The organism is Citrobacter freundii complex sp. 2024EL-00216, assembly GCF_043945515.1.
In the GTDB taxonomy this organism is placed as follows: Bacteria; Pseudomonadota; Gammaproteobacteria; order Enterobacterales; family Enterobacteriaceae; genus Citrobacter; species Citrobacter portucalensis.
In genome coordinates this window covers 150,946-172,575 of sequence record NZ_JBIMRA010000002.1, presented here as the reverse complement: position 1 = coordinate 172,575, position 21,630 = coordinate 150,946, and the positions used below count along the sequence as shown (strand labels likewise).

The 21,630-nt window shown below is 52.9% G+C and carries 22 protein-coding genes and 1 pseudogene; 18 read left to right on the top strand and 5 right to left on the bottom strand.

What is annotated here, in order from left to right; translation table 11 throughout:
• The first annotated feature begins 5 nt into the window (after window positions 1–5).
• Window positions 6–281: a YfcL family protein gene (locus ACHHZ7_RS03245; RefSeq protein WP_003028163.1), complete on the top strand. Its 276-nt coding sequence runs from the start codon at window positions 6–8 to the stop codon at window positions 279–281.
• A gap of 114 nt (window positions 282–395) precedes the next feature.
• Here the strand turns inward: ACHHZ7_RS03245 and mnmC are convergent, their stop codons facing one another.
• Complete coding sequence (gene mnmC, locus ACHHZ7_RS03240; RefSeq protein ID WP_060683486.1) at window positions 396–2,396, bottom strand: bifunctional tRNA (5-methylaminomethyl-2-thiouridine)(34)-methyltransferase MnmD/FAD-dependent 5-carboxymethylaminomethyl-2-thiouridine(34) oxidoreductase MnmC; 2,001 nt, start codon at window positions 2,394–2,396, stop codon at window positions 396–398.
• A gap of 159 nt (window positions 2,397–2,555) precedes the next feature.
• Here mnmC and fabB point away from each other — a divergent pair, with 159 nt between their 5' ends.
• Window positions 2,556–3,776, top strand: coding sequence for a beta-ketoacyl-ACP synthase I (gene fabB / locus ACHHZ7_RS03235; protein ID WP_008785363.1), 1,221 nt, complete (start codon window positions 2,556–2,558; stop codon window positions 3,774–3,776).
• A gap of 52 nt (window positions 3,777–3,828) precedes the next feature.
• On the opposite strand, the gene ACHHZ7_RS03230 is transcribed toward fabB, so the two are convergent.
• The 3 genes and pseudogenes from ACHHZ7_RS03230 to ACHHZ7_RS03220 all read right to left on the bottom strand — a co-directional run bounded on the left by ACHHZ7_RS03230 (window position 3,829) and on the right by ACHHZ7_RS03220 (window position 5,122).
• Window positions 3,829–4,347, bottom strand: coding sequence for a YbjP/YqhG family protein (locus tag ACHHZ7_RS03230; protein WP_060683487.1), 519 nt, complete (start codon window positions 4,345–4,347; stop codon window positions 3,829–3,831).
• Window positions 4,348–4,349: 2 nt separating this feature from the next.
• Window positions 4,350–4,714: pseudogene (locus tag ACHHZ7_RS03225) on the bottom strand (hypothetical protein).
• Window positions 4,715–4,864: 150 nt separating this feature from the next.
• Window positions 4,865–5,122 carry a helix-turn-helix domain-containing protein gene (locus tag ACHHZ7_RS03220; RefSeq protein ID WP_060683488.1) on the bottom strand — a complete coding sequence of 86 codons (258 nt, stop codon included), beginning with the start codon at window positions 5,120–5,122 and terminating at the stop codon, window positions 4,865–4,867.
• Window positions 5,123–5,289: 167 nt separating this feature from the next.
• Between ACHHZ7_RS03220 and ACHHZ7_RS03215 the strand changes: the two genes are divergently transcribed.
• Complete coding sequence (locus ACHHZ7_RS03215; RefSeq protein WP_060683790.1) at window positions 5,290–5,664, top strand: hypothetical protein; 375 nt, start codon at window positions 5,290–5,292, stop codon at window positions 5,662–5,664.
• Between the two features lie 179 nt (window positions 5,665–5,843).
• Entirely contained in the window at window positions 5,844–7,022 is a 1,179-nt protein-coding gene (locus tag ACHHZ7_RS03210; RefSeq protein WP_003834805.1) for an MFS transporter, read from the top strand.
• Here ACHHZ7_RS03210 and flk read toward each other — a convergent pair.
• On the bottom strand, window positions 7,019–8,020 hold the full coding sequence (gene flk, locus ACHHZ7_RS03205) for a flagella biosynthesis regulator Flk (RefSeq protein ID WP_008785362.1): 1,002 nt from the start codon (window positions 8,018–8,020) through the stop codon (window positions 7,019–7,021). The genes ACHHZ7_RS03210 and flk overlap by 4 nt on opposite strands.
• A 108-nt stretch (window positions 8,021–8,128) precedes the next feature.
• On the opposite strand from flk, the gene pdxB reads away from it, so the two are divergent.
• From pdxB to hisM, 14 genes are all read left to right on the top strand, one after another.
• Entirely contained in the window at window positions 8,129–9,265 is a 1,137-nt protein-coding gene (gene pdxB, locus ACHHZ7_RS03200; RefSeq protein ID WP_060683489.1) for a 4-phosphoerythronate dehydrogenase PdxB, read from the top strand.
• 68 nt (window positions 9,266–9,333) lie between these two features.
• A complete protein-coding gene (locus tag ACHHZ7_RS03195) occupies window positions 9,334–10,347 on the top strand; it encodes an aspartate-semialdehyde dehydrogenase (RefSeq protein ID WP_008785360.1) in 1,014 nt (337 codons plus the stop codon).
• Window positions 10,347–11,159 carry a tRNA pseudouridine(38-40) synthase TruA gene (gene truA, locus ACHHZ7_RS03190; protein ID WP_060683490.1) on the top strand — a complete coding sequence of 271 codons (813 nt, stop codon included), beginning with the start codon at window positions 10,347–10,349 and terminating at the stop codon, window positions 11,157–11,159. The genes ACHHZ7_RS03195 and truA overlap by 1 nt, the downstream gene beginning before the upstream one ends.
• 24 nt (window positions 11,160–11,183) lie before the next feature.
• Entirely contained in the window at window positions 11,184–11,843 is a 660-nt protein-coding gene (locus ACHHZ7_RS03185) for a DedA family protein (RefSeq protein WP_003028140.1), read from the top strand.
• Window positions 11,844–11,992: 149 nt separating this feature from the next.
• The gene (gene accD / locus ACHHZ7_RS03180; protein ID WP_003834797.1) at window positions 11,993–12,907 is read left to right on the top strand and encodes an acetyl-CoA carboxylase, carboxyltransferase subunit beta; all 915 of its coding nucleotides are present in this window, start codon (window positions 11,993–11,995) and stop codon (window positions 12,905–12,907) included.
• 192 nt (window positions 12,908–13,099) lie between these two features.
• The gene (gene folC, locus ACHHZ7_RS03175) at window positions 13,100–14,368 is read left to right on the top strand and encodes a bifunctional tetrahydrofolate synthase/dihydrofolate synthase (RefSeq protein ID WP_060683491.1); all 1,269 of its coding nucleotides are present in this window, start codon (window positions 13,100–13,102) and stop codon (window positions 14,366–14,368) included.
• Window positions 14,358–15,026: a cell division protein DedD gene (gene dedD, locus ACHHZ7_RS03170; RefSeq protein WP_003834793.1), complete on the top strand. Its 669-nt coding sequence runs from the start codon at window positions 14,358–14,360 to the stop codon at window positions 15,024–15,026. Before folC ends, dedD begins: the two co-directional genes overlap by 11 nt.
• A gap of 213 nt (window positions 15,027–15,239) precedes the next feature.
• Window positions 15,240–15,728 (top strand): colicin V production protein, encoded by a 489-nt coding sequence (gene cvpA / locus ACHHZ7_RS03165; protein ID WP_003028129.1) that lies wholly within the window; start codon window positions 15,240–15,242, stop codon window positions 15,726–15,728.
• 33 nt (window positions 15,729–15,761) lie between these two features.
• Window positions 15,762–17,279 (top strand): amidophosphoribosyltransferase, encoded by a 1,518-nt coding sequence (gene purF, locus ACHHZ7_RS03160; RefSeq protein ID WP_003028127.1) that lies wholly within the window; start codon window positions 15,762–15,764, stop codon window positions 17,277–17,279.
• A gap of 96 nt (window positions 17,280–17,375) precedes the next feature.
• Complete coding sequence (locus ACHHZ7_RS03155) at window positions 17,376–17,945, top strand: UbiX family flavin prenyltransferase (RefSeq protein WP_060683492.1); 570 nt, start codon at window positions 17,376–17,378, stop codon at window positions 17,943–17,945.
• Between the two features lie 287 nt (window positions 17,946–18,232).
• On the top strand, window positions 18,233–19,015 hold the full coding sequence (gene argT / locus ACHHZ7_RS03150; protein WP_006683634.1) for a lysine/arginine/ornithine ABC transporter substrate-binding protein ArgT: 783 nt from the start codon (window positions 18,233–18,235) through the stop codon (window positions 19,013–19,015).
• A gap of 247 nt (window positions 19,016–19,262) precedes the next feature.
• Window positions 19,263–20,045 (top strand): histidine ABC transporter substrate-binding protein HisJ, encoded by a 783-nt coding sequence (hisJ, locus tag ACHHZ7_RS03145; protein ID WP_003028120.1) that lies wholly within the window; start codon window positions 19,263–19,265, stop codon window positions 20,043–20,045.
• Between the two features lie 186 nt (window positions 20,046–20,231).
• Window positions 20,232–20,918 carry a histidine ABC transporter permease HisQ gene (locus ACHHZ7_RS03140; protein ID WP_003028118.1) on the top strand — a complete coding sequence of 229 codons (687 nt, stop codon included), beginning with the start codon at window positions 20,232–20,234 and terminating at the stop codon, window positions 20,916–20,918.
• A complete protein-coding gene (gene hisM / locus ACHHZ7_RS03135; protein WP_003028116.1) occupies window positions 20,915–21,622 on the top strand; it encodes a histidine ABC transporter permease HisM in 708 nt (235 codons plus the stop codon). Before ACHHZ7_RS03140 ends, hisM begins: the two co-directional genes overlap by 4 nt.
• Window positions 21,623–21,630 lie beyond the last annotated feature (8 nt).

Here is a 21,630-nt window from a genome sequence, read left to right as displayed (position 1 = left end):
ATAAGATGATCGCGGAGTTTGAATCACGCATTCTGGCATTAATCGACGATATGGTAGAGCACGCCAGCGATGATGAGTTGTTTGCCAGTGGCTATTTGCGTGGGCACCTGACGCTGGCTGTGGCTGAGCTGGATGCTGGCGAGGACCATTCCGCTGAGGCATTGTACGCCAATGTGACCAGCAGCCTGGAAAAAGCCATCAGCGCAGGCGAACTCTCGCCGCGTGACCAGGCGTTAGTGAAAGAGATGTGGGACACACTGTTCCAGAAGGCAACGCAATAATAATTGCAGTGGATTGTGCCGGATGGCGACGCGAAGGCGTCTTATCCGGCCTACGCGGACGGGGGTTGTAGGCCTGATATGCGTAGCGCCATCAGGCAATGGCGAGATGGTATCTTATTTCACCGCTTTACCCTTCAATAACTTCCTCACCCATAGACGATTCGGATTCAGCGCTGCCAGCGTGTTGGCATCCATTGGTATGGGTTCATTGCTCATTTGCGATGCCAGAATTTCTGCACACAGCGGGGCAGTACACAGCCCACGCGAGCCCAGCGCACCTAACATAAATAAATCGGAATACACCGGGGCGTTTACGGCGTGCACTCTGTCTTCGGCAAGAGTGGCATACTGGCTGAGCGTGGCGTCATAATCAGCGACGTTGCCGACCATTGGCATGTGATCACGCGTGGCACAGCGCACTCCACAACGGGCGGCATTGCCACTAACGTCTACTTCTTTTGCCCACGAGGCATTCGGGAAACAATCTATTAAGCGCTGACGGTTTTGCTGCTGATCGTCCGCGCGATACACCGTTTCTTCACTTCCGCGATGATAGCTGGCGCCAATGCAGTGCTGCTGGTTTTGCGGGTTGTGCGGCGTGAGGTAGCCGTCATAGCACAGCACCTGACGCAGCGCTGAAAGCGAAGGCGTGGTAGGAATGTGACTCACCTGACCGCCTACGGAGTAGACCGGTAGCGACTGCGTCTGCTCAACGCCGTTAATGCGATGCCCGTTAGCCAGAACCACCGCAGCGTGAGTGGCGGTTTCGCCACCGGCAAACGTCAATTGCCAGTGTTCTGTCTGGCGAGACAGCGAGGCCAGCGTATGTTGATACCGGATGCGTAATCCCAGCGTTGCGGCGTAGTCGAATACGGCGGCGGTTAATTGTGCCGGACACAGCCATCCTCCGGCAGGGTACTGAATCCCACCGCATCCGGTTTCTACGCCGGTCGTTTGTAAAACCTGCTCTGCGTTAACGCTGACGGCGAGCGCATCAGGCAATTCAAGGGACAGCATTTGATCGATTTTTTGCTGGCTTTTTTCATCCCACGCCAGTTGCGTCACACCGCACCAGTCATGCTCGAACTCAACGGGGAGGGCGTCATACAGTCGACGAGCGAAGGTAAACGCGGTGGGGAAAAAGAGATTAATGGCCGCGTCATGCTTGCTGAGTAGCGGATAAAGCGCGCCCTGGCGATTGCCGGATGCCCCCCTGGCTGGATTATCGTCGGCGCAATAGAGTGTGACCTGCCAGCCGCGACGCAGTAACGCCAACGACAGCAATGCGCTGGCAATCCCCCCGCCAATAATGGCGGCTTCGCGTTTATCTGTTCCGGAACGTGCAAACCAGGGAGCCGATGAAGGGAGCGTCAGCGTCTGTTCCATTACGCCACAGAGCATTTCGCGTTTGCGACCAAAGCCTTTGCATTTTTGCATCGTAAACCCGGCTTCCTGCAACCCCCGACGCACAAAGCCCGCTGAGGTGAAGGTCGCCAGCGTACCGCCCGGACGAGCCAGACGGGCCATTGCGTTAAACAGCGTTGGCGTCCACATATCCGGATTTTTTGCCGGTGCGAAACCGTCCAGAAACCAGGCGTCCACTTTTTGATTCAGGGAGTCATCGAGCTTACTGGTCAGTTCGTTAATATCGCCAAACCACAGATCCAGCGTGACGCGTCCTTCATCAAGGAGCAGGCGATGGCATCCCGCCAGTGGCAGCGGCCATTGCTCTTGCAGCGCCGTGGCCCATGGGGCAAGTTCTGGCCAGTGCTGATGAGCTAAGGTGAGATCTTCACGCGTTAGCGGATATTTTTCAAAACTGATGAAATGTAATCTTTCCAGGGTAGCTTCAGGATGGGTATCGCGAAAATCGGTAAATGCCTGCCAGAGCGTCAGGAAGTTAAGTCCGGTGCCAAACCCGCTTTCTGCCACCACGAAGAGGGGACGTGAATGCGCAGGGAATCGCTGGGCGAGATGATTCCCGCCGAGAAAGACGTAACGTGTCTCTTCCAGCCCGTTATCGTTAGAAAAATAGACATCGTCAAAATCTCGGGAAACAGGTGTACCCTCAGCGTTGAATTCAAGGTTTGCAGGTTGTATAGCGTATTGTTTCACGTAAGTTACTCGTCTGGCAGGCTGTGCCCCGATCTTAGCGATGAGTGCCTGGCTGCGCAAATTTCCACATTAAATGGCTGATCGGACTTGTTCGGCGTACAAGTGTACGCTATTGTGCCACTCGAAACTTTAAAATAGTGCGACTTACAGAGGTATTGAATGAAACGTGCAGTGATTACTGGCTTGGGCATCGTTTCCAGCATCGGTAATAACCAGCAGGAAGTCCTGGCATCTCTGCGTGAAGGACGTTCAGGGATCACTTTCTCTCAGGAGCTGAAGGACTCCGGCATGCGTAGCCACGTTTGGGGCAACGTAAAACTGGATACCACTGGCCTCATTGACCGCAAAGTAGTGCGCTTTATGAGCGACGCATCCATCTATGCATTCCTTTCTATGGAACAGGCAGTGGCTGATGCCGGCCTTGCAGCAGAAGATTACCAGAACAACCCGCGCGTTGGCCTGATTGCAGGTTCCGGCGGCGGTTCCCCGCGTTTTCAGGTGTTCGGTGCTGACGCAATGCGTAGCCCGCGTGGTCTGAAAGCGGTTGGCCCGTATGTGGTCACCAAAGCGATGGCGTCCGGCGTTTCTGCCTGCCTCGCAACGCCGTTCAAAATCCACGGCGTAAACTACTCTATCAGCTCTGCCTGTGCGACATCTGCGCACTGTATCGGTAACGCGGTAGAACAAATTCAGCTGGGCAAACAGGACATCGTTTTTGCTGGCGGCGGCGAAGAGCTGTGCTGGGAAATGGCGTGTGAATTCGACGCCATGGGCGCGTTGTCTACCAAATACAACGATGCACCGGAAAAAGCTTCCCGTACCTATGACGCACACCGTGACGGTTTCGTTATTGCAGGCGGCGGCGGTATGGTCGTGGTTGAAGAGCTGGAACACGCGCTGGCACGTGGCGCGCACATCTATGCGGAAATCGTCGGTTACGGCGCAACATCCGATGGCGCAGACATGGTTGCTCCGTCTGGCGAAGGCGCAGTACGTTGCATGCAAATGGCGATGCACGGTGTAGACACCCCGATCGACTACCTGAACTCTCACGGTACCTCTACCCCGGTAGGCGACGTGAAAGAGCTGGGGGCAATTCGTGAAGTGTTTGGCGACAACAGCCCGGCAATCTCTGCGACTAAAGCCATGACCGGCCACTCCCTGGGCGCAGCTGGCGTACAGGAAGCTATCTACTCTCTGCTGATGCTGGAACACGGCTTTATCGCGCCGAGCATCAACATTGAAGAGCTGGATGAGCAGGCGGCAGGTCTGAACATCGTGACCAAACCGACCGAGCAGGCGCTGACTACCGTGATGTCCAACAGCTTCGGCTTTGGCGGCACTAACGCAACGCTGGTTATGCGTAAGCTGAAAGCATAAGTCTGCAAAATGAAAAATGAGATGCAAAGGGGAGCCTGATGGCTCCCCTTTTTTATCTATTCATCTTTTCGTACTCCGGTGCGATCTCCGCAGACCATGCCTTGGCGTGTGCGATATCACCGGCGCTGTAGATTGGCTGTTCAAATTGATTGCCCAGATCCCGCACGCGATAAATTTTCCAGCGACCCTCTTCCCAACGCGTATACACTTCCAGTTGCATGGGTGCTTCGCCTGCCGGTCCACCTAATTGTACTTCCACCTTTTCGCCACCGAGAAAGGGCTGAACTGCTCCAACCCGTAGCCGCGGGATCCATTCAGGGTCATAATCCTGCACGTACATAAAGTAGTCAGAATTTATTATTTCCTGCTCGTAAAGGCTGCCAATCAGCGCCAGACGGTCGATAACGTCTTTCGCCACATAACGTTGCATGAGCGCGGACGTATCTCCATCTTGTGTGTAGGCGGACATCCACGCGAGATAGAATTGTTTAACATCCTGAGTGCTGTCACTGCGTGATGAAGAACAGCTACAAAGTAACAAAACTAGAGCAATCAATGGGAACGCTTTCATTACTACTTCCTGTAAATAGTGTATGAAGGCTTTGCCGCCCGATAGCCTGGCCCCGCCCACATATCACGTTGTCTAAAATCGGAGTACCACTCCTGACCGTCAAATATCGCCATATGCCGCTTGGGTTTCCTCCCTCATAAGGTTGAATGACGACGACATCTCCTGCTCTGGGTTGTTCAAATGTGCCGATAGGACGGAATCCTGCGTTTTTTAACAGCGGTCCATAATCTTTAGCATGGTAGGTATTCCCAAGAGAGATACCTCCTGCCTGAATGGCTTTGCGGGTAAATTCTGCACAGCGCTTCTGAGAATGCGCGCCTGCATGTGATTTCGCATAATTTGTTGCTGCTGTTTTATTCCAACTCATCATGACTCCTGTTAAAAGAATATGTAATAAGTTCGTGTATTGCTTTAACAGGATTTAATCTGATGGGCATGACCGATAGTGCTATTAATATCGGGAATATATTTGGTTGAGATATAAATTAATCTGCCATGCAAATTATGGGTAACGCATTTATAGTTTATGGTTATTTTTTGTGACGGTTATTTTTTCTGATTTCGAGAGGTAGCGCGATGGCCAAATCATGTCCGGCGTGGTTTCCAGCGCCTGTGCGATGATCTGTTCTGCTCTGGGCCAGTTGCGGGTAAATACATTTCGTAGCGAATCAGGAGACAAGCCCGCAGAACGTGACAATTCTCTGAGCGTAATGCCTCTTTTTTCCAGTGCACTTTTAATATCTGCACGATGCCAGTCTTGGCTTTTGTGTTCCATTCTGTAATCCTAAGAAGATGTGTTATCGGTGCCGATATTTTTCAGGGTATAAATTAGAAAAAAGAACGTTACTTTCTTTTTGTTGTAGGAATATTGCCAGAATTAATTTGAAATTTCGCGAAAAAGAAAAAATATTTTTATTTCATCAGCAGAAAGGAAAGAAACTGATGGTAAAAGAGTGGTTCACGGTAAAGGAGTGTCTTGAATTACCGGGGTTTCCTGGAAGCGCACCAGCTGTACGTCTGCGCTTAAATACCTACAGTGAAGGGAAGGAGGGCGTTAAGCGCAAGCGCGCGAAATCTAAGGCCGAGGAATTTCATATTTCTGTGTTCCCACTGTATGTACGCTCGTATCTGAATGAAAATGAGAAAACAGAGGCGCCTGATCGCAACATTGTGCAGGAAGCCGAGCCCAAAGAGATTTGGGATATGATGTTCCGGCTCCTGACGCCGCAGCAGCGTGAACAGGTAACCGGGAGGTTTAGAGCGAAAGGCATTGATGCGGTATTTCCCTTTTTGTTCGTTGCGAAGTCACCGCTTTGAAACACACAGCTATGCTTTCACAGTTGACAGCCAGGGTCACTCGCAGGCAGACTCCAGCTTCAACATTATCCTCTTGATAATGCGTAAGCGTTTAACGTTATCCAACGCACCTTAATCCTGATAGTCAGGTAGAGGGGGCGTGGACATTCCTCGCCTTACTCTGCATTTTGGAGTAACGCATGACAGCTGTAACCCAACAAGAAAAAACACCTTCGGCGAACTTTTCGCTGTTTCGTATCGCTTTTGCAGTTTTCCTGACCTATATGACGGTCGGTCTCCCTTTGCCCGTGATTCCTCTGTTTGTGCATCAGGAACTGGGCTATGGCAACACCATGGTCGGTATCGCCGTAGGTGTACAGTTTCTGGCAACGGTATTAACGCGCGGCTACGCCGGGCGCTTAGCCGATCAATATGGTGCTAAACGCTCGGCGCTACAGGGGATGTTTGCCTGTGGACTGGCGGGAGCGGCGTGGCTTTTAGCCGCGCTATTGCCTGTTTCTGTCCCTGTAAAATTTGCGTTGTTAATCGTCGGGCGTTTGATCCTCGGCTTTGGCGAAAGCCAACTGCTCACCGGTACGCTGACCTGGGGGTTGGGGCTGGTCGGCCCAACACGCTCCGGTAAGGTGATGTCGTGGAACGGAATGGCGATTTACGGTGCGCTGGCCGCTGGTGCACCGCTGGGCCTGTTGATCCACAGCCACTTTGGCTTCGCGGCGCTGGCGGGAACGACGATGGTATTACCGCTGCTGGCATGGGCATTCAACGGCACCGTGCGTAAAGTGCCTGCGCATGCAGGAGAACGTCCTTCGTTATGGAGCGTGGTGGGGCTTATCTGGAAACCGGGCCTGGGCCTGGCGCTGCAGGGCGTTGGCTTTGCGGTGATCGGTACCTTTATTTCACTCTATTTTGTCAGCAACGGCTGGACGATGGCGGGGTTCACCCTGACTGCGTTTGGTGGGGCGTTTGTGCTGATGCGCATTCTGTTTGGCTGGATGCCGGACCGTTTCGGCGGTGTGAAGGTCGCCGTTGTCTCTTTGCTGGTGGAAACTGCGGGGCTGATTTTGCTGTGGCAGGCCCCATCGGCCTGGATTGCGCTGCTCGGGGCGGCATTAACCGGGGCCGGGTGTTCGCTTATCTTCCCGGCATTGGGCGTCGAAGTGGTGAAGCGAGTGCCCGCGCAGGTTCGCGGTACGGCGCTGGGCGGTTACGCCGCGTTTCAGGATATCTCCTACGGTATAAGCGGTCCGGTCGCCGGGGTGCTGGCCACCGCGTACGGTTATCCCTCAGTGTTCCTTGCCGGGGCGATATCCGCCGTGGTGGGGATTATTGTAACGTTGCTTACGCTGCGTAAAGGTTAGGCGACCAGCCAGAAAATGGCTAACGCAATTATCAACGCAACAAACAGCAGTCCCGGTCGTGCCGACAGAGATTTAACCGTTTCAATCATCGGCGCGAACGGGCTGTAAATGGGCTGCAGATGACGCGGCTCGCTGAGCTCACGTTCTCGTTCCACGCGACGCAGGAAAATTTGATTGAGCAAGTCCTGCACCTGCACCGTGGTCAGAATCGATTGTGGTTGGATCTGATACGTCTGCTGCGCGTATTCTTTTATCGCTGTCAGCTCATTCGGCTCTAATGGCAGCTTCAGCGCCGCCTGGAGCGTTTGTAGCGTTGGTGCGCTTTGCAGGCTGAGCGTCTGGCGCGCCTGCAGCCAGGTGACCAGGTGCGTAAACTGTTTGGCAGGGATCAGTTCACCGCTTTTTACGCCAGACAACTCCAGCATCGACTGCCAGATCATCTTCCCGGATTCTCCCGTGGCCGCCGCCAGTTTGGTAACCAACTGGTTCAGCGTATTGTGCTCTGCGGGGAGCAAAGGGCGATCGGTAGCCGGGCGCTGCTGCGGCTGCGGTATCGACAGCTGTCCTTGTTGCAGCAGCGTGAGCACGTTCTTCAACTGCTCAGGCGTGAGCTGGCTGAGCGCCGTTTGCCCATACTGCTGACGGATAAAATCACTCACCGCCTGGCGATTATTTCCCTGGCTCAGTAATTCAGTGAGCTGCGAAAGCACCTGACGATTAACATGATTTTGCTGAGCAACCCCCAGTCGTTGGTTAAGGTTTTGCTCAGCGGCAGGAAAGTGACGTGATTGCAGCGGCGTATCACTTTTGACGCCCAGATCGTGCTTCATTCCGGCCCACACCTCAGCGCTTTGCTGCTGGGTGAGTGAAATCAAACGGGTAATTAGCCGTTCCAGCACAGTACGTTGTTGCGTGGATAACGGTTGTTCACCCGCAGCGGAAGGGGCATTTTGGCCTTCGCCGGGAGGGCGTGCGGGCGTACCTGAAATGGGCTGCATCATCTCTGTTCCTTAAATCTGTGCTGACCAGGTCTCGCAGTATGCCTGGCGGCGAGATTATGGCACACTTGCCCGGTTAACTCTCGTTCTCAAACAGGTGCGAAAGACGTGAAAATCCTCGTTGATGAAAATATGCCCTATGCCCGCGAACTGTTCAGTCGTTTGGGGGAGGTCAAAGCGGTTCCCGGTCGTCCGATTCCCGTTGCTGAACTGGATGATGCGGATGCTTTAATGGTGCGCTCGGTGACGAAAGTAAATGAATCACTGCTTGGCGGAAAACCGGTTAAATTTGTCGGTACGGCAACCGCTGGCACAGACCATGTGGATGACGCCTGGCTTGCGCAGGCGGGGATCGGTTTTTCCGCCGCGCCCGGTTGTAACGCAATAGCGGTCGTAGAATATGTTTTTTCAGCGTTACTGATGCTGGCGGAGCGCGACGGGTTTGCGTTACGCGATCGCACCGTAGGCATTGTGGGTGTGGGTAACGTGGGCGGGCGTTTACAGGCGCGTCTGGAAGCGCTGGGGATCCGCACGCTGCTGTGCGATCCACCGCGAGCCGATCGCGGTGACGAAGGCAATTTCTGCTCGCTGGATGAACTGGTTGAGCAAGCCGATGTGCTGACTTTCCATACCCCACTGTTTAAAGACGGGCCGTACAAAACGCTGCACATGGCGGATGACGAGCTGATTAGCCGGTTGAAGCCGGGCACTATTTTGATCAACGCCTGCCGTGGGTCGGTCATCGACAATACGGCATTGCTGAACCGATTGAATGCCGGTCAGTCGCTGAGCGTTGTGCTGGATGTCTGGGAAGGAGAGCCGGATCTCAATGTGGCGTTGCTGGAGAAAGTCGATATCGGCACGGCGCACATTGCCGGGTATACCCTCGAAGGAAAAGCCCGTGGCACCACGCAGGTCTTTGAGGCCTATAGTAAGTTTATTGGTCACGAGCAGCACGTTGCGCTCAGTACCCTGTTACCCGCGCCGGAATTTGGTCGTATCACCCTGCATGGCCCGTTAGATCAGCCAACGCTGAAAAGGCTGGTGCATTTAGTGTATGATGTGCGCCGCGATGATGCGCCGCTGCGCAAAGTCGCTGGAATTCCGGGTGAGTTTGATAAACTGCGTAAAAATTACCTTGAGCGTCGTGAATGGTCGTCTTTATATGTGATGTGTGACGACGCAACGGCTGCTGCCTTATTGTGTAAGCTGGGTTTTAACGCTGTTCATCATCCGGCACATTAATGTCTTCTTAATGCTCCCTGTCGAATAATGCGACAGGGACGCTTACGTATTTCTTGGAGTAAATCACCATGTCTGAAGGCTGGAATATTGCCATTCTGGGCGCAACGGGCGCCGTAGGCGAAGCCCTGCTCGATACGCTGGCTGAACGCCAGTTCCCGGTCGGTGAAATTTATGCGCTGGCGCGTAATGAAAGCGCCGGTGAACATCTGCGTTTTAACGGTAAATCGGTCATAGTACAGGACGTTGCAGACTTTGACTGGACGCAGGCACAGTTGGCATTTTTTGTTGCGGGCGCTGAAGCCACCGCCGCATGGGTAGAAGAAGCCACTAATGCAGGTTGCCTGGTGATCGACAGCAGCGGTCTGTTCGCGCTTGAGCCAGACGTTCCGCTGGTGGTTCCGGACGTTAACCCGTTCGTGCTGGCGGATTACCGTAACCGCAATGTGATTGCGGTGCCTAACAGTCTGACCAGCCAACTGCTGTCTGCACTGAAACCGTTGATTGATGACGGTGGGCTTTCGCGTATTACGGTGACCAATATTATCTCAGCTTCCGCTCATGGCAAAAAAGCGGTGGATGCGCTGGCCGGACAGAGTGCAAAACTGCTTAACGGTATCCCGATTGACGAAGATGATTTCTTTGGCCGTCAGTTGGCATTCAACATGCTGCCGCTGCTGCCCGATCGTGAAGGTAGCGTGCGTGAAGAACGTCGTATCGTTGATGAAGTGCGCAAAATTATGCAGGATGATGGTCTGCTCATCTCTGCCAGCATCGTGCAGTCCCCGGTATTTTATGGCCACGCGCAGATGGTTAATTTTGAGGCCCTGCGCCCGTTGGCGGCGGAAGAAGCGCGCGATGCGTTTTCACGCGGTGAAGACGTGGTGTTGTCGGAAGAGACCGATTTCCCGACCCAGGTTGGCGATGCATCGGGCACGCCGCACCTTTCTATTGGCTGCGTGCATAATGATTACGGTATGCCAGAGCAGGTTCAGTTCTGGTCTGTGGCGGACAACGTACGCTTTGGCGGCGCGTTAATGGCGGTGAAAATTGCGGAAAAACTGGTGCAGGAGTACCTGTACTAATGTCTGACCAGCAACAGCCGTCAACCCATAAAATTGCGCTGGGCATTGAGTATGACGGCAGCAAATATTATGGCTGGCAGCGCCAGAACGAAGTGCGTAGCGTTCAGGAAAAACTGGAAAAAGCGCTCTCTCAGGTGGCGAATGAACGCATCAATGTTTTTTGTGCAGGACGCACGGATGCGGGCGTTCATGGCACTGGGCAGGTCGTGCATTTTGAAACCACTGCCCAGCGTAAAGATGCGGCCTGGACACTGGGGGTAAATGCGAATTTACCTGGTGACATCGCCGTGCGCTGGGTTAAAGCTGTACCCGATGATTTTCATGCCCGATTTAGCGCCACGGCTCGCCGTTATCGCTACATCATCTACAATCATCAGTTGCGCCCTGCTGTTTTGGGTAAAGGGGTAACCCATTACTATGAACCGCTGGACGCTGAGCGTATGCATCGTGCGGCCCAGTGTCTGATTGGCGAAAATGATTTTACCTCGTTTCGAGCGGTGCAGTGTCAGTCGCGCACGCCGTGGCGAAACGTGATGCACATTAACGTCGAACGTTTCGGTGCATATGTGGTGGTGGATATTAAAGCGAATGCCTTTGTACATCATATGGTCAGGAATATTGTCGGCAGCCTGATGGAAGTTGGCGCCAACAACCAGCCGGAGAGCTGGATAGCAGAACTGTTAGCGGCAAAGGACAGAACGCTGGCAGCGGCAACGGCGAAAGCGGAAGGACTGTATCTGGTTGCGGTAGATTACCCGGACCGGTTCGACCTGCCAAAACCGCCTATGGGCCCGCTATTTCTGGCGGACTAATTTGAGTCGTATAAAGGCAAAACTATGGACCTGATTTACTTTCTTATCGATTTTATCCTGCACATTGATGTGCACCTGGCGGAGCTGGTTGCGGAATACGGTATCTGGGTATACGCCATTCTGTTTCTGATCCTGTTCTGTGAAACCGGGCTGGTGGTGACACCATTCCTGCCAGGGGATTCGCTGCTGTTTGTTGCGGGTGCGCTTTCTGCGCTGCCAACCAACGATCTTAATGTTCATCTGATGGTGGCACTGATGATTGTGGCGGCGATTGTGGGCGATGCGGTGAACTACACGATTGGCCGATTGTTCGGGGAAAAACTTTTCAGTAACCCGAACTCCAAAATTTTCCGCCGCAGCTACCTGGATAAAACCCATGCGTTCTACGAGCGTCATGGCGGTAAGACGATTATCCTGGCGCGTTTCGTGCCAATCGTGCGTACATTTGCGCCGTTTGTTGCCGGTATGGGACATATGTCCTACCGTCACTTTGCGATGTATAACGTCGTAGGCGCATTGCTGTGGGTATTGTTGTTCACCTACGCAGGCTACCTGTTCGGCGATCTGCCGATCGTCCAGGAAAACCTGAAATTATTGATTGTGGCGATTATCGTCCTTTCCGTATTGCCGGGGGTGATTGAAGTAATTCGCCATAAGCGTGCTGCGTCACGGGCTGCAAAATAGAAAGTAACTCAGCGGTTCGACCACTTTTTTATCCAAAGTTTCGGGCTGTTATGTTTTAATGTGCAACATTCATGGTCTGTTAGGGGCAAAAATGGCATTATGCGCCCCTTATAACAAAGCTGACTAGGGTTCAGGCAGAAAGGTCACCAATGAGCTGGATTGAACGAATTAAAAGCAACATTACTCCCACCCGCAAGGCAAGCATTCCTGAAGGGGTGTGGACCAAGTGTGATAGCTGCGGTCAGGTTTTATACCGTGCTGAGCTGGAACGTAATCTTGAGGTCTGTCCGAAGTGTGACCATCATATGCGCATGTCGGCGCGCAATCGCCTGCATAGCCTGTTAGATGAAGGTTCTCTTGTGGAACTGGGTAGCGAGCTTGAGCCGAAAGACGTGCTGAAGTTTCGTGACTCCAAAAAATACAAAGACAGACTGGCTTCTGCGCAGAAAGAAACTGGCGAGAAAGATGCGCTGGTGGTGATGAAAGGCACACTTCACGGTATGCCGGTCGTTGCTGCGGCATTCGAGTTCGCGTTTATGGGCGGCTCCATGGGCTCTGTGGTCGGCGCGCGTTTTGTCCGTGCCGTTGAGCAGGCGCTGGAAGACAACTGTCCGCTGATCTGCTTCTCCGCTTCTGGCGGGGCGCGTATGCAGGAAGCGCTGATGTCTTTGATGCAGATGGCGAAAACCTCTGCTGCGCTGGCGAAAATGCAGGAACGCGGTTTACCGTATATTTCTGTACTGACCGACCCAACAATGGGTGGTGTTTCCGCAAGCTTCGCGATGCTGGGCGATCTCAACATTGCAGAACCGAAAGCATTGATCGGCTTCGCTGGTCCGCGTGTTATCGAGCAAACCGTACGTGAGAAACTGCCGCCGGGATTCCAGCGCAGCGAGTTCCTGATTGAAAAAGGCGCTATCGATATGATCGTCCGCCGTCCGGAAATGCGCCTGAAACTGGCAAGCATCCTGGCGAAGCTGATGAATCTTCCTGCGCCGAATCCGGATGAGCCGCGTGAAGGCGAAGTGGTACCTCCGGTTCCCGATCAGGAACCAGAGGCCTGATAGTTTACGCTATGGGTTTCGGGTTGCAGGCAGGCGACAAGAGTGTTAATCCCGATGAACTTACACCGTTAAGTGATTCGGGAGAGCGAGTACAGCCAACACATCTGCAACGTGGAAAACGACGTGTAAAAAAGGGCAGGCCGGTTGGCGCTGCCCTTTTGCTTTTCTCAACGTAAAGAGTCTACAGGCATCATGGACAATAAACGTATCCCTCAAGCCGCGTCGCCCCTGGCGTCGTGGCTTTCTTATCTTGAAAACCTGCACAGTAAAACCATCGATCTGGGCCTTGAACGCGTCAGCCAGGTGGCGCGTAAACTGGGTGTGTTGAAACCTGCGCCATTTGTTTTTACGGTGGCAGGAACCAATGGGAAAGGCACAACCTGTCGTACGCTGGAATCTGTGCTGACTGCGGCAGGCTATAAAGTTGGGGTGTACAGTTCGCCTCATCTGGTGCGCTACACGGAACGCGTGCGCGTGCAGGGGCGTGAACTGCCGGAATCAGCTCATACCGCCTCGTTTGCTGAGATTGAAGACGCACGTGGTGACATTTCCCTGACTTACTTTGAATACGGTACGTTATCGGCACTCTGGCTGTTTAAACAGGCCCAACTGGATGTTGTTATTCTGGAAGTGGGGTTAGGCGGCCGCCTTGACGCCACCAATATCGTCGATGCCGATGTCGCAGTAGTCACCAGTATTGCGCTTGACCATACTGACTGGCTGGGCCCGGATCGCGAAAGTATTGGTCGTGAGAAGGCAGGGATTTTCCGCGCAGAGAAACCGGCCATCGTCGGCGAACCGGAAATGCCTTACACCATCGCGGATGTCGCTCAGGAGAGCGGGGCGATTTTGCAACGTTGCGGTGTGGACTGGCGCTATGCGGTCACGGAGAACGACTGGTCGTTTACTGATGCTCATGGAACGCTGGCGCACCTGCCGTTGCCGCAGGTGCCACAACCTAATGCTGCAACCGCACTGGCCGCACTGCGCGCAAGCGGCCTTAACGTCAGCGAGCAGGCCATTCGTGACGGTATCGAACAAGCGATTTTACCGGGACGCTTCCAGGTTGTGAGCGAGTCGCCGCGGGTAATTTTTGATGTTGCCCATAACCCGCATGCGGCGGAGTATCTGACCGGACGTCTGAAAAAGTTAGTGAAAAGCGGGCGTGTACTTGCGGTTATCGGTATGCTACATGATAAAGATATTGCAGGTACGTTGGCCTGGCTGAAAAGCGTGGTTGACGACTGGTACTGTGCGCCCCTGGAAGGGCCGCGTGGTGCAACGGCAGAACAGCTGCTGGAGCACCTGGGCAAAGGCAACGCTTATGACAGCGTGGCGCAGGCATGGGCTGCGGCACTTGCTGAGGCGAAGCCAGAAGATACCGTGTTGGTGTGTGGATCGTTTCACACTGTCGCACATGTCATGGAAGTAATAGACGTGGGGAGAAGCGGTGGCGAGTAAGTTTCAGAATCGATTAGTCGGCACAATTGTGCTGGTCGCGCTCGGGGTGATTGTGCTTCCCGGGCTGCTTGACGGCCAGAAAAAGCATTATCAGGATGAATTTGCAGCGATCCCACTGGTGCCTAAACCCGGCGATCGCGATGAACCAGACATGATGCCAGCAGCAACGCAGGCGCTGCCGACTCAGCCGCCGGAAGGGGCGGCAGAAGAGGTGCGTGCGGGTGATGCTGCCGCGCCATCGTTGGATCCATCACGTTTGACGACGGCAAACAGCGCGGAGTTAGATCCTGTCCCTGCGCCTGTGGAACCACCGAAACCTAAACCGAAGCCGCAGCCTGTTGCTGTCGCCCCGACGCCAACGCCGGCACCGACTCCAGCGCCGAAACCGGCCGCTGAGGAAGCGCCAGCGCCAACCGGAAAAGCGTACGTTGTACAGCTCGGTGCATTGAAAAACGCGGATAAGGTCAATGAGATCGTGGGTAAACTTCGTGGCGCGGGCTTCCGGGTATATACTTCCCCGTCAACGCCGGTGCAGGGTAAAATAACCCGCATTCTCGTAGGACCTGACGCCTCCAAAGATAAGCTGAAGAACTCGCTCGGCGAGCTGCAGAAGATCTCTGGTTTGAGCGGGGTGGTGATGGGGTATACCCCTAACTAAGGGATTGCGTTACGTTGCTCTGATGTAGGCCGGACAAGGTGTTTACACCGCCATCCGGCAGTGCCCGAAGAGGCATAAAATCGTATGGCGTTGAAGATTTTTTCAGCGCCATTTTTATTTACGCGTGGAAAGGAAATCCCTACGCAAACGTTTTCTTTTTCTGTTAGAATGCGCCCCGAACAGGACGACAGGGCGTAAAATCGTGGGACACATATGGTCTGGATTGATTACGCCATTATCGCGGTGATTGGTTTTTCCTGTCTGGTTAGCCTGATCCGTGGCTTTGTTCGTGAAGCATTATCGTTGGTGACTTGGGGTTGTGCTTTCTTTGTCGCCAGCCATTACTACACTTACCTGTCTGTCTGGTTTACGGGCTTTGAAGACGAACTGGTTCGAAATGGGATTGCTATCGCGATACTGTTCATCGCGACACTTATCGTCGGCGCTATCGTTAACTTTGTGATAGGCCAACTGGTAGAGAAAACAGGACTGTCGGGTACCGACAGGGTGTTGGGGATCTGCTTCGGTGCTTTGCGTGGAGCGTTGATCGTCGCCGCCATACTGTTCTTTCTCGATACCTTTACCGGTCTGTCGAAAAGTGAAGACTGGGGTAAGTCACAGTTGATCCCGCAGTTCAGTTTCATCATCAGATGGTTCTTTGACTATCTGCAAAGCTCGTCAAGTTTCTTGCCCAAAGTATAAACTTTGGGTCGTTGCTGAACGAGGAAAAGACGTATGTGCGGTATTGTCGGTATCGCCGGTGTTATGCCGGTAAACCAGTCGATTTATGACGCGTTAACGGTGCTCCAGCATCGTGGTCAGGATGCTGCGGGCATCATCACCATTGATGCCAACAACTGCTTCCGCTTGCGTAAAGCAAACGGAATGGTGAGCGATATTTTTGAAGCGCGCCATATGCAGCGTTTGCAGGGCAATATGGGCATCGGTCATGTGCGTTACCCAACGGCTGGCAGCTCCAGCGCCTCCGAAGCTCAACCTTTTTACGTCAACTCACCGTATGGCATTACGCTTGCCCACAATGGCAACCTGACCAACGCGCATGAGTTGCGTAAAAAGCTGTTTGAAGAAAAGCGCCGCCACATCAATACCACTTCAGATTCTGAAATTCTGCTGAATATTTTCGCCAGCGAGCTGGATAACTTCCGCCATTACCCGCTGGAAGCCGACAATATTTTTGCTGCCATTGCGGCAACCAACCGCCAGATTCGCGGCGCCTATGCCTGCGTGGCGATGATTATCGGTCACGGTATGGTTGCCTTCCGCGACCCTAACGGTATCCGTCCTCTGGTGATGGGCAAACGCGATATTGGCGATGGCCGTACCGAGTACATGGTGGCGTCTGAGAGCGTAGCGCTGGATACGCTGGGCTTTGAATTCCTGCGTGACGTAGCACCTGGCGAAGCGGTGTACATCACCGAAAAAGGCCAGCTGTTTACCCGTCAGTGTGCCGATAACCCGGTGAGCAATCCATGTCTGTTTGAATACGTTTACTTCGCACGTCCTGACTCCTTTATCGACAAGATTTCCGTCTACAGCGCCCGTGTGAATATGGGGACTAAGCTTGGCGAAAAAATTGCCCGTGAGTGGGAAGATCTGGACATCGACGTAGTAATCCCAATCCCGGAAACCTCCTGTGATATCGCGCTGGAAATTGCCCGTATTCTCGGTAAGCCGTACCGCCAGGGGTTTGTGAAAAACCGCTATGTGGGCCGTACCTTTATCATGCCGGGCCAGCAGTTGCGTCGTAAATCTGTGCGCCGTAAGCTGAACGCTAACCGTGCGGAATTCCGTGATAAAAACGTGCTGCTGGTGGATGACTCCATCGTGCGCGGCACCACTTCTGAGCAGATTATCGAGATGGCGCGTGAAGCCGGAGCGAAGAAGGTGTATCTGGCCTCCGCCGCCCCGGAAATTCGCTTCCCGAACGTTTATGGCATCGATATGCCTACGGCGACGGAGCTGATTGCGCATGGTCGTGAAGTGGACGAGATTCGCCAGATAATCGGCGCAGATGGTCTGATCTTCCAGGATCTGAACGATCTGATTGAAGCTGTCCGTGCTGAGAACCCGGATATTCAGCAGTTTGAATGTTCAGTATTTAACGGCGTGTACGTTACCAAAGACGTCGACCAGCAATATCTCGATTTCCTCGACTCCCTGCGTAATGACGATGCCAAAGCGGTATTGCGTCAGAACGAAGCGGAAAACCTTGAGATGCACAACGAAGGTTAATGTTTGCTCGCAAGCAAGGGCGCAACCTGCGCCCTTGCTTGCAACTCACCGTAATTTCCTGCAAAGTCGGCCCTGAGCAAGTAAGGGCGATTACACATGAAACGACTCATCATTGGTATTTCTGGTGCAAGCGGGGCAATTTACGGCGTGCGCCTGTTGCAGGTATTGCGTGACGTCACTGATGTGGAAACCCACCTGGTGATGAGTGCCGCTGCCCGGCAGACGCTGGCGCTGGAAACGGACCTCTCTGTGCGCGACGTGCAGGCGCTGGCAAATGTGAATCATGATAGCCGTGATATCGCCGCCAGTATCTCCTCCGGCTCTTTTCAGACCGCCGGAATGGTTATTCTGCCTTGTTCAATCAAAACGCTTTCTGGCATCGTCCACAGTTACACCGATGGGTTGCTTACCCGTGCGGCGGATGTGGTGTTGAAAGAACGCCGTCCACTGGTGCTGTGTGTACGCGAAACGCCGCTGCATTTGGGGCATTTGCGATTGATGACGCAGGCGGCAGAAATTGGGGCGGTAATTATGCCACCTGTCCCGGCGTTTTATCATCGTCCGCAAACGCTCGATGATGTGATTAATCAAACGGTTAATCGCGTGCTTGACCAGTTTGATATTACCCTTCCGCAGGACCTGTTCACCCGCTGGCAAGGGGCGTAAGCCGTTCCATCAGCGTGCAAAGAATCATCCGTTGCCCTGTTTCAGGGCAATTTTGTAACCGCGATCATATCCTCAACATTTAATTCGTTAAAACTCAACGAAACGCTGCGGTTCAACCGCCAGACCTGCTATCTTCAAAATCAGGACATTATTGCAACGTTTTATTAACATATTTAACGTCGAATATCCTCATCGACGTGAAAATGGCATAAGACCTGCATGAAAAAGTCTGCAAACACACAACACAACGTAAAACATAATAAAATTACGCCACTTGAGGGTTATGTATGAAGAAGACGGTTCTTGCTTTGTCTTTGCTGGTAGGACTCTCCGCCACCGCGGCCAGCTACGCAGCACTTCCGCAGACGGTTCGTATTGGTACAGATACAACGTACGCTCCTTTTTCCTCTAAAGATGCCAAAGGCGACTTTGTCGGCTTCGATATCGATCTGGGAAATGAGATGTGTAAGCGCATGCAGATCAAATGCACCTGGGTTGCCAGTGACTTTGATGCGCTGATCCCATCGCTGAAAGCGAAAAAAATTGATGCCATCATCTCCTCGCTTTCTATCACCGAAAAGCGTCAGCAAGAGATTGCGTTCTCAGACAAACTTTACGCTGCAGACTCACGTCTGATCGCCGCGAAAGGCTCCCCAATTCAGCCGACTCTGGATTCCCTCAAAGGTAAACACGTTGGCGTCCTGCAAGGCTCTACTCAGGAAGCCTATGCCAATGACAACTGGCGCAGCAAAGGCGTGGACGTGGTGGCCTATGCGAACCAGGACCTCATCTATTCTGACCTGACGGCAGGCCGTCTGGACGCGGCATTGCAAGATGAAGTCGCGGCCAGCGAAGGCTTCCTGAAGCAGCCTGCTGGTAAGGATTACGCTTTTGCCGGTCCGTCGGTGAAAGATAAAAAATACTTTGGTGACGGAACCGGGATTGGCTTGCGCAAAGATGATGCAGAGCTGAAAGCCGCTTTCGACAAAGCGCTGGGCGAACTGCGTAAAGACGGCACCTACGACAAAATGGCGAGCAAATATTTTAATTTTAATGTCTACGGCGATTAATACAGCGGCGTGGGGAATTGACTGCACCATTGCGGGTAACCATTTCGGTGCATAATAAATTCAGTGCACTGTTTTGGTGCTTTTATCGCTGGCTTAATAAGCATGAGTGCATACTTAAGCGCTTTTCATGCAAATAAATACCGCCGACAGGGTAGAATGCTTTGCCTTGTCGGCCTGATTAATGGCACGATAACTGCACCTGGTCCTGTAAAGATCCCCTATAAAAGACAGTCTGTTGAGGATAGTTATGAAAAAACTGGTGTTGTCTCTTTCTCTGGTTCTGGCTTTCTCCAGTGCTACCGCAGCATTTGCAGCCATTCCGCAAAAAATTCGTATCGGTACCGATCCTACTTATGCGCCGTTCGAATCGAAGAATGCGCAGGGTGAATTAGTCGGTTTTGATATCGATCTGGCTAAAGAGCTGTGCAAACGTATCAATACGCAATGTACCTTCGTGGAAAACCCTCTGGACGCGCTGATCCCTTCGCTAAAAGCGAAGAAAATTGATGCCATCATGTCCTCGCTTTCCATTACTGAAAAACGTCAGCAGGAAATCGCATTTACCGACAAGCTTTATGCAGCCGATTCGCGTCTGGTTGTCGCTAAAGATTCTGCTATTCAGCCGACCATTGAGTCGCTGAAAGGTAAACGTGTTGGTGTGCTGCAGGGCACTACCCAGGAAACGTTCGGCAACGAACACTGGGCGCCAAAAGGTATTGAGATTGTCTCTTATCAGGGGCAGGACAATATCTATTCTGACCTGACTGCCGGGCGTATTGACGCCGCGTTCCAGGATGAAGTCGCGGCTAGCGAAGGCTTCCTGAAACAGCCAGTCGGTAAAGATTACAAATTCGGCGGCCCGTCTGTGAAAGACGAGAAGTTGTTCGGCGTGGGTACCGGTATGGGACTGCGCAAAGACGATAACGAACTGCGCGAAGCGCTGAATAAAGCCTTTGCCGAAATGCGAGCTGACGGTACTTACGAGAAGCTGGCGAAAAAGTACTTCGATTTTGATGTTTACGGCGGTTAATTACCGCAGGTGCTGATAAAGCCCGTAGATTTTTGACGCGTTGAATTTATGCCCGATGGCACCGCGCTTATCCGGCCTACGGTGATTTTGTAGGCCGGATAAGGCAAGGCCGCCATCCGGCATTTAACGGTTAGTCTGAAATCAAAAGAGGCTTACTACTCCACCACACACGACAGGACAGGCAGCATGTTGTATGGCTTTTCAGGTGTTATTTTACAGGGCGCAATTGTTACGCTGGAGCTGGCACTCAGCTCGGTGGTACTGGCGGTTCTGATAGGTCTTGTCGGCGCAGCAGCAAAGCTGTCGCAAAGCCGGGCAATGGGACTTATTTTCGAAGGGTACACAACGCTAATCCGCGGCGTGCCCGATCTGGTCTTAATGCTGCTCATCTTCTACGGATTACAAATCGCGCTGAATACCATTACCGATGCCATCGGTATCGGCCAGATTGATATTGATCCGATGGTTGCGGGCATTATCACCCTTGGATTCATCTACGGCGCCTACTTTACCGAAACTTTTCGCGGTGCGTTTATGGCTGTACCAAAAGGCCATATTGAAGCCGCGACGGCGTTTGGCTTTACCAGCTCACAAATATTTCGTCGCATTATGTTCCCGGCGATGATGCGTTATGCCTTACCGGGAATCGGCAATAACTGGCAGGTTATTCTTAAGGCTACGGCGCTGGTATCGTTGCTTGGACTTGAAGACGTGGTGAAAGCGACTCAGCTTGCCGGGAAGAGTACCTGGGAGCCGTTCTATTTTGCCGTCGTGTGCGGGGTCATCTATCTGGTGTTTACCACTGTTTCTAATGGTGTGCTGCTGTACCTTGAGCGCCGCTATTCCGTGGGTGTGAAGAGGGCTGACCTGTGATCGAGATTATTCAGGAATACTGGAAGTCCCTGCTGTGGACCGACGGATATCGCTACACTGGCGTCGCTATCACCCTGTGGCTTTTGATTTCGTCAGTAGTGATGGGCGGAATACTGGCACTCTTTTTGGCGATTGGCCGCGTTTCCAGTAATAAATTTATCCAGTTTCCCATCTGGCTGTTCACCTATATTTTTCGTGGGACGCCGCTGTACGTTCAGCTACTGGTGTTTTATTCCGGGATGTATACGCTGGAGATAGTTAAAGGCACGGACTTCCTCAACGCGTTTTTCCGCAGCGGGCTGAATTGCACCGTGCTGGCGCTGACGCTGAATACCTGCGCCTATACCACGGAGATTTTCGCCGGGGCTATTCGTTCCGTGCCTCACGGTGAGATTGAGGCTGCGCGCGCATACGGTTTCTCGTCATTCAAACTGTATCGATGCATTATTTTACCTTCCGCGCTGCGTATTGCGCTGCCGGCATACAGCAATGAAGTCATTTTAATGCTGCACTCAACGGCGCTGGCATTTACTGCAACGGTACCTGATTTGTTGAAAATCGCTCGCGATATCAACTCGGCAACATATCAGCCGTTTACCGCCTTCGGTATTGCCGCTGTGCTGTATTTGATTATTTCGTATGTCCTGATCAGTCTGTTCCGTAAAGCGGAAAAACGCTGGTTGCAGCATGTATCCTCTAAATGATTCGAGTA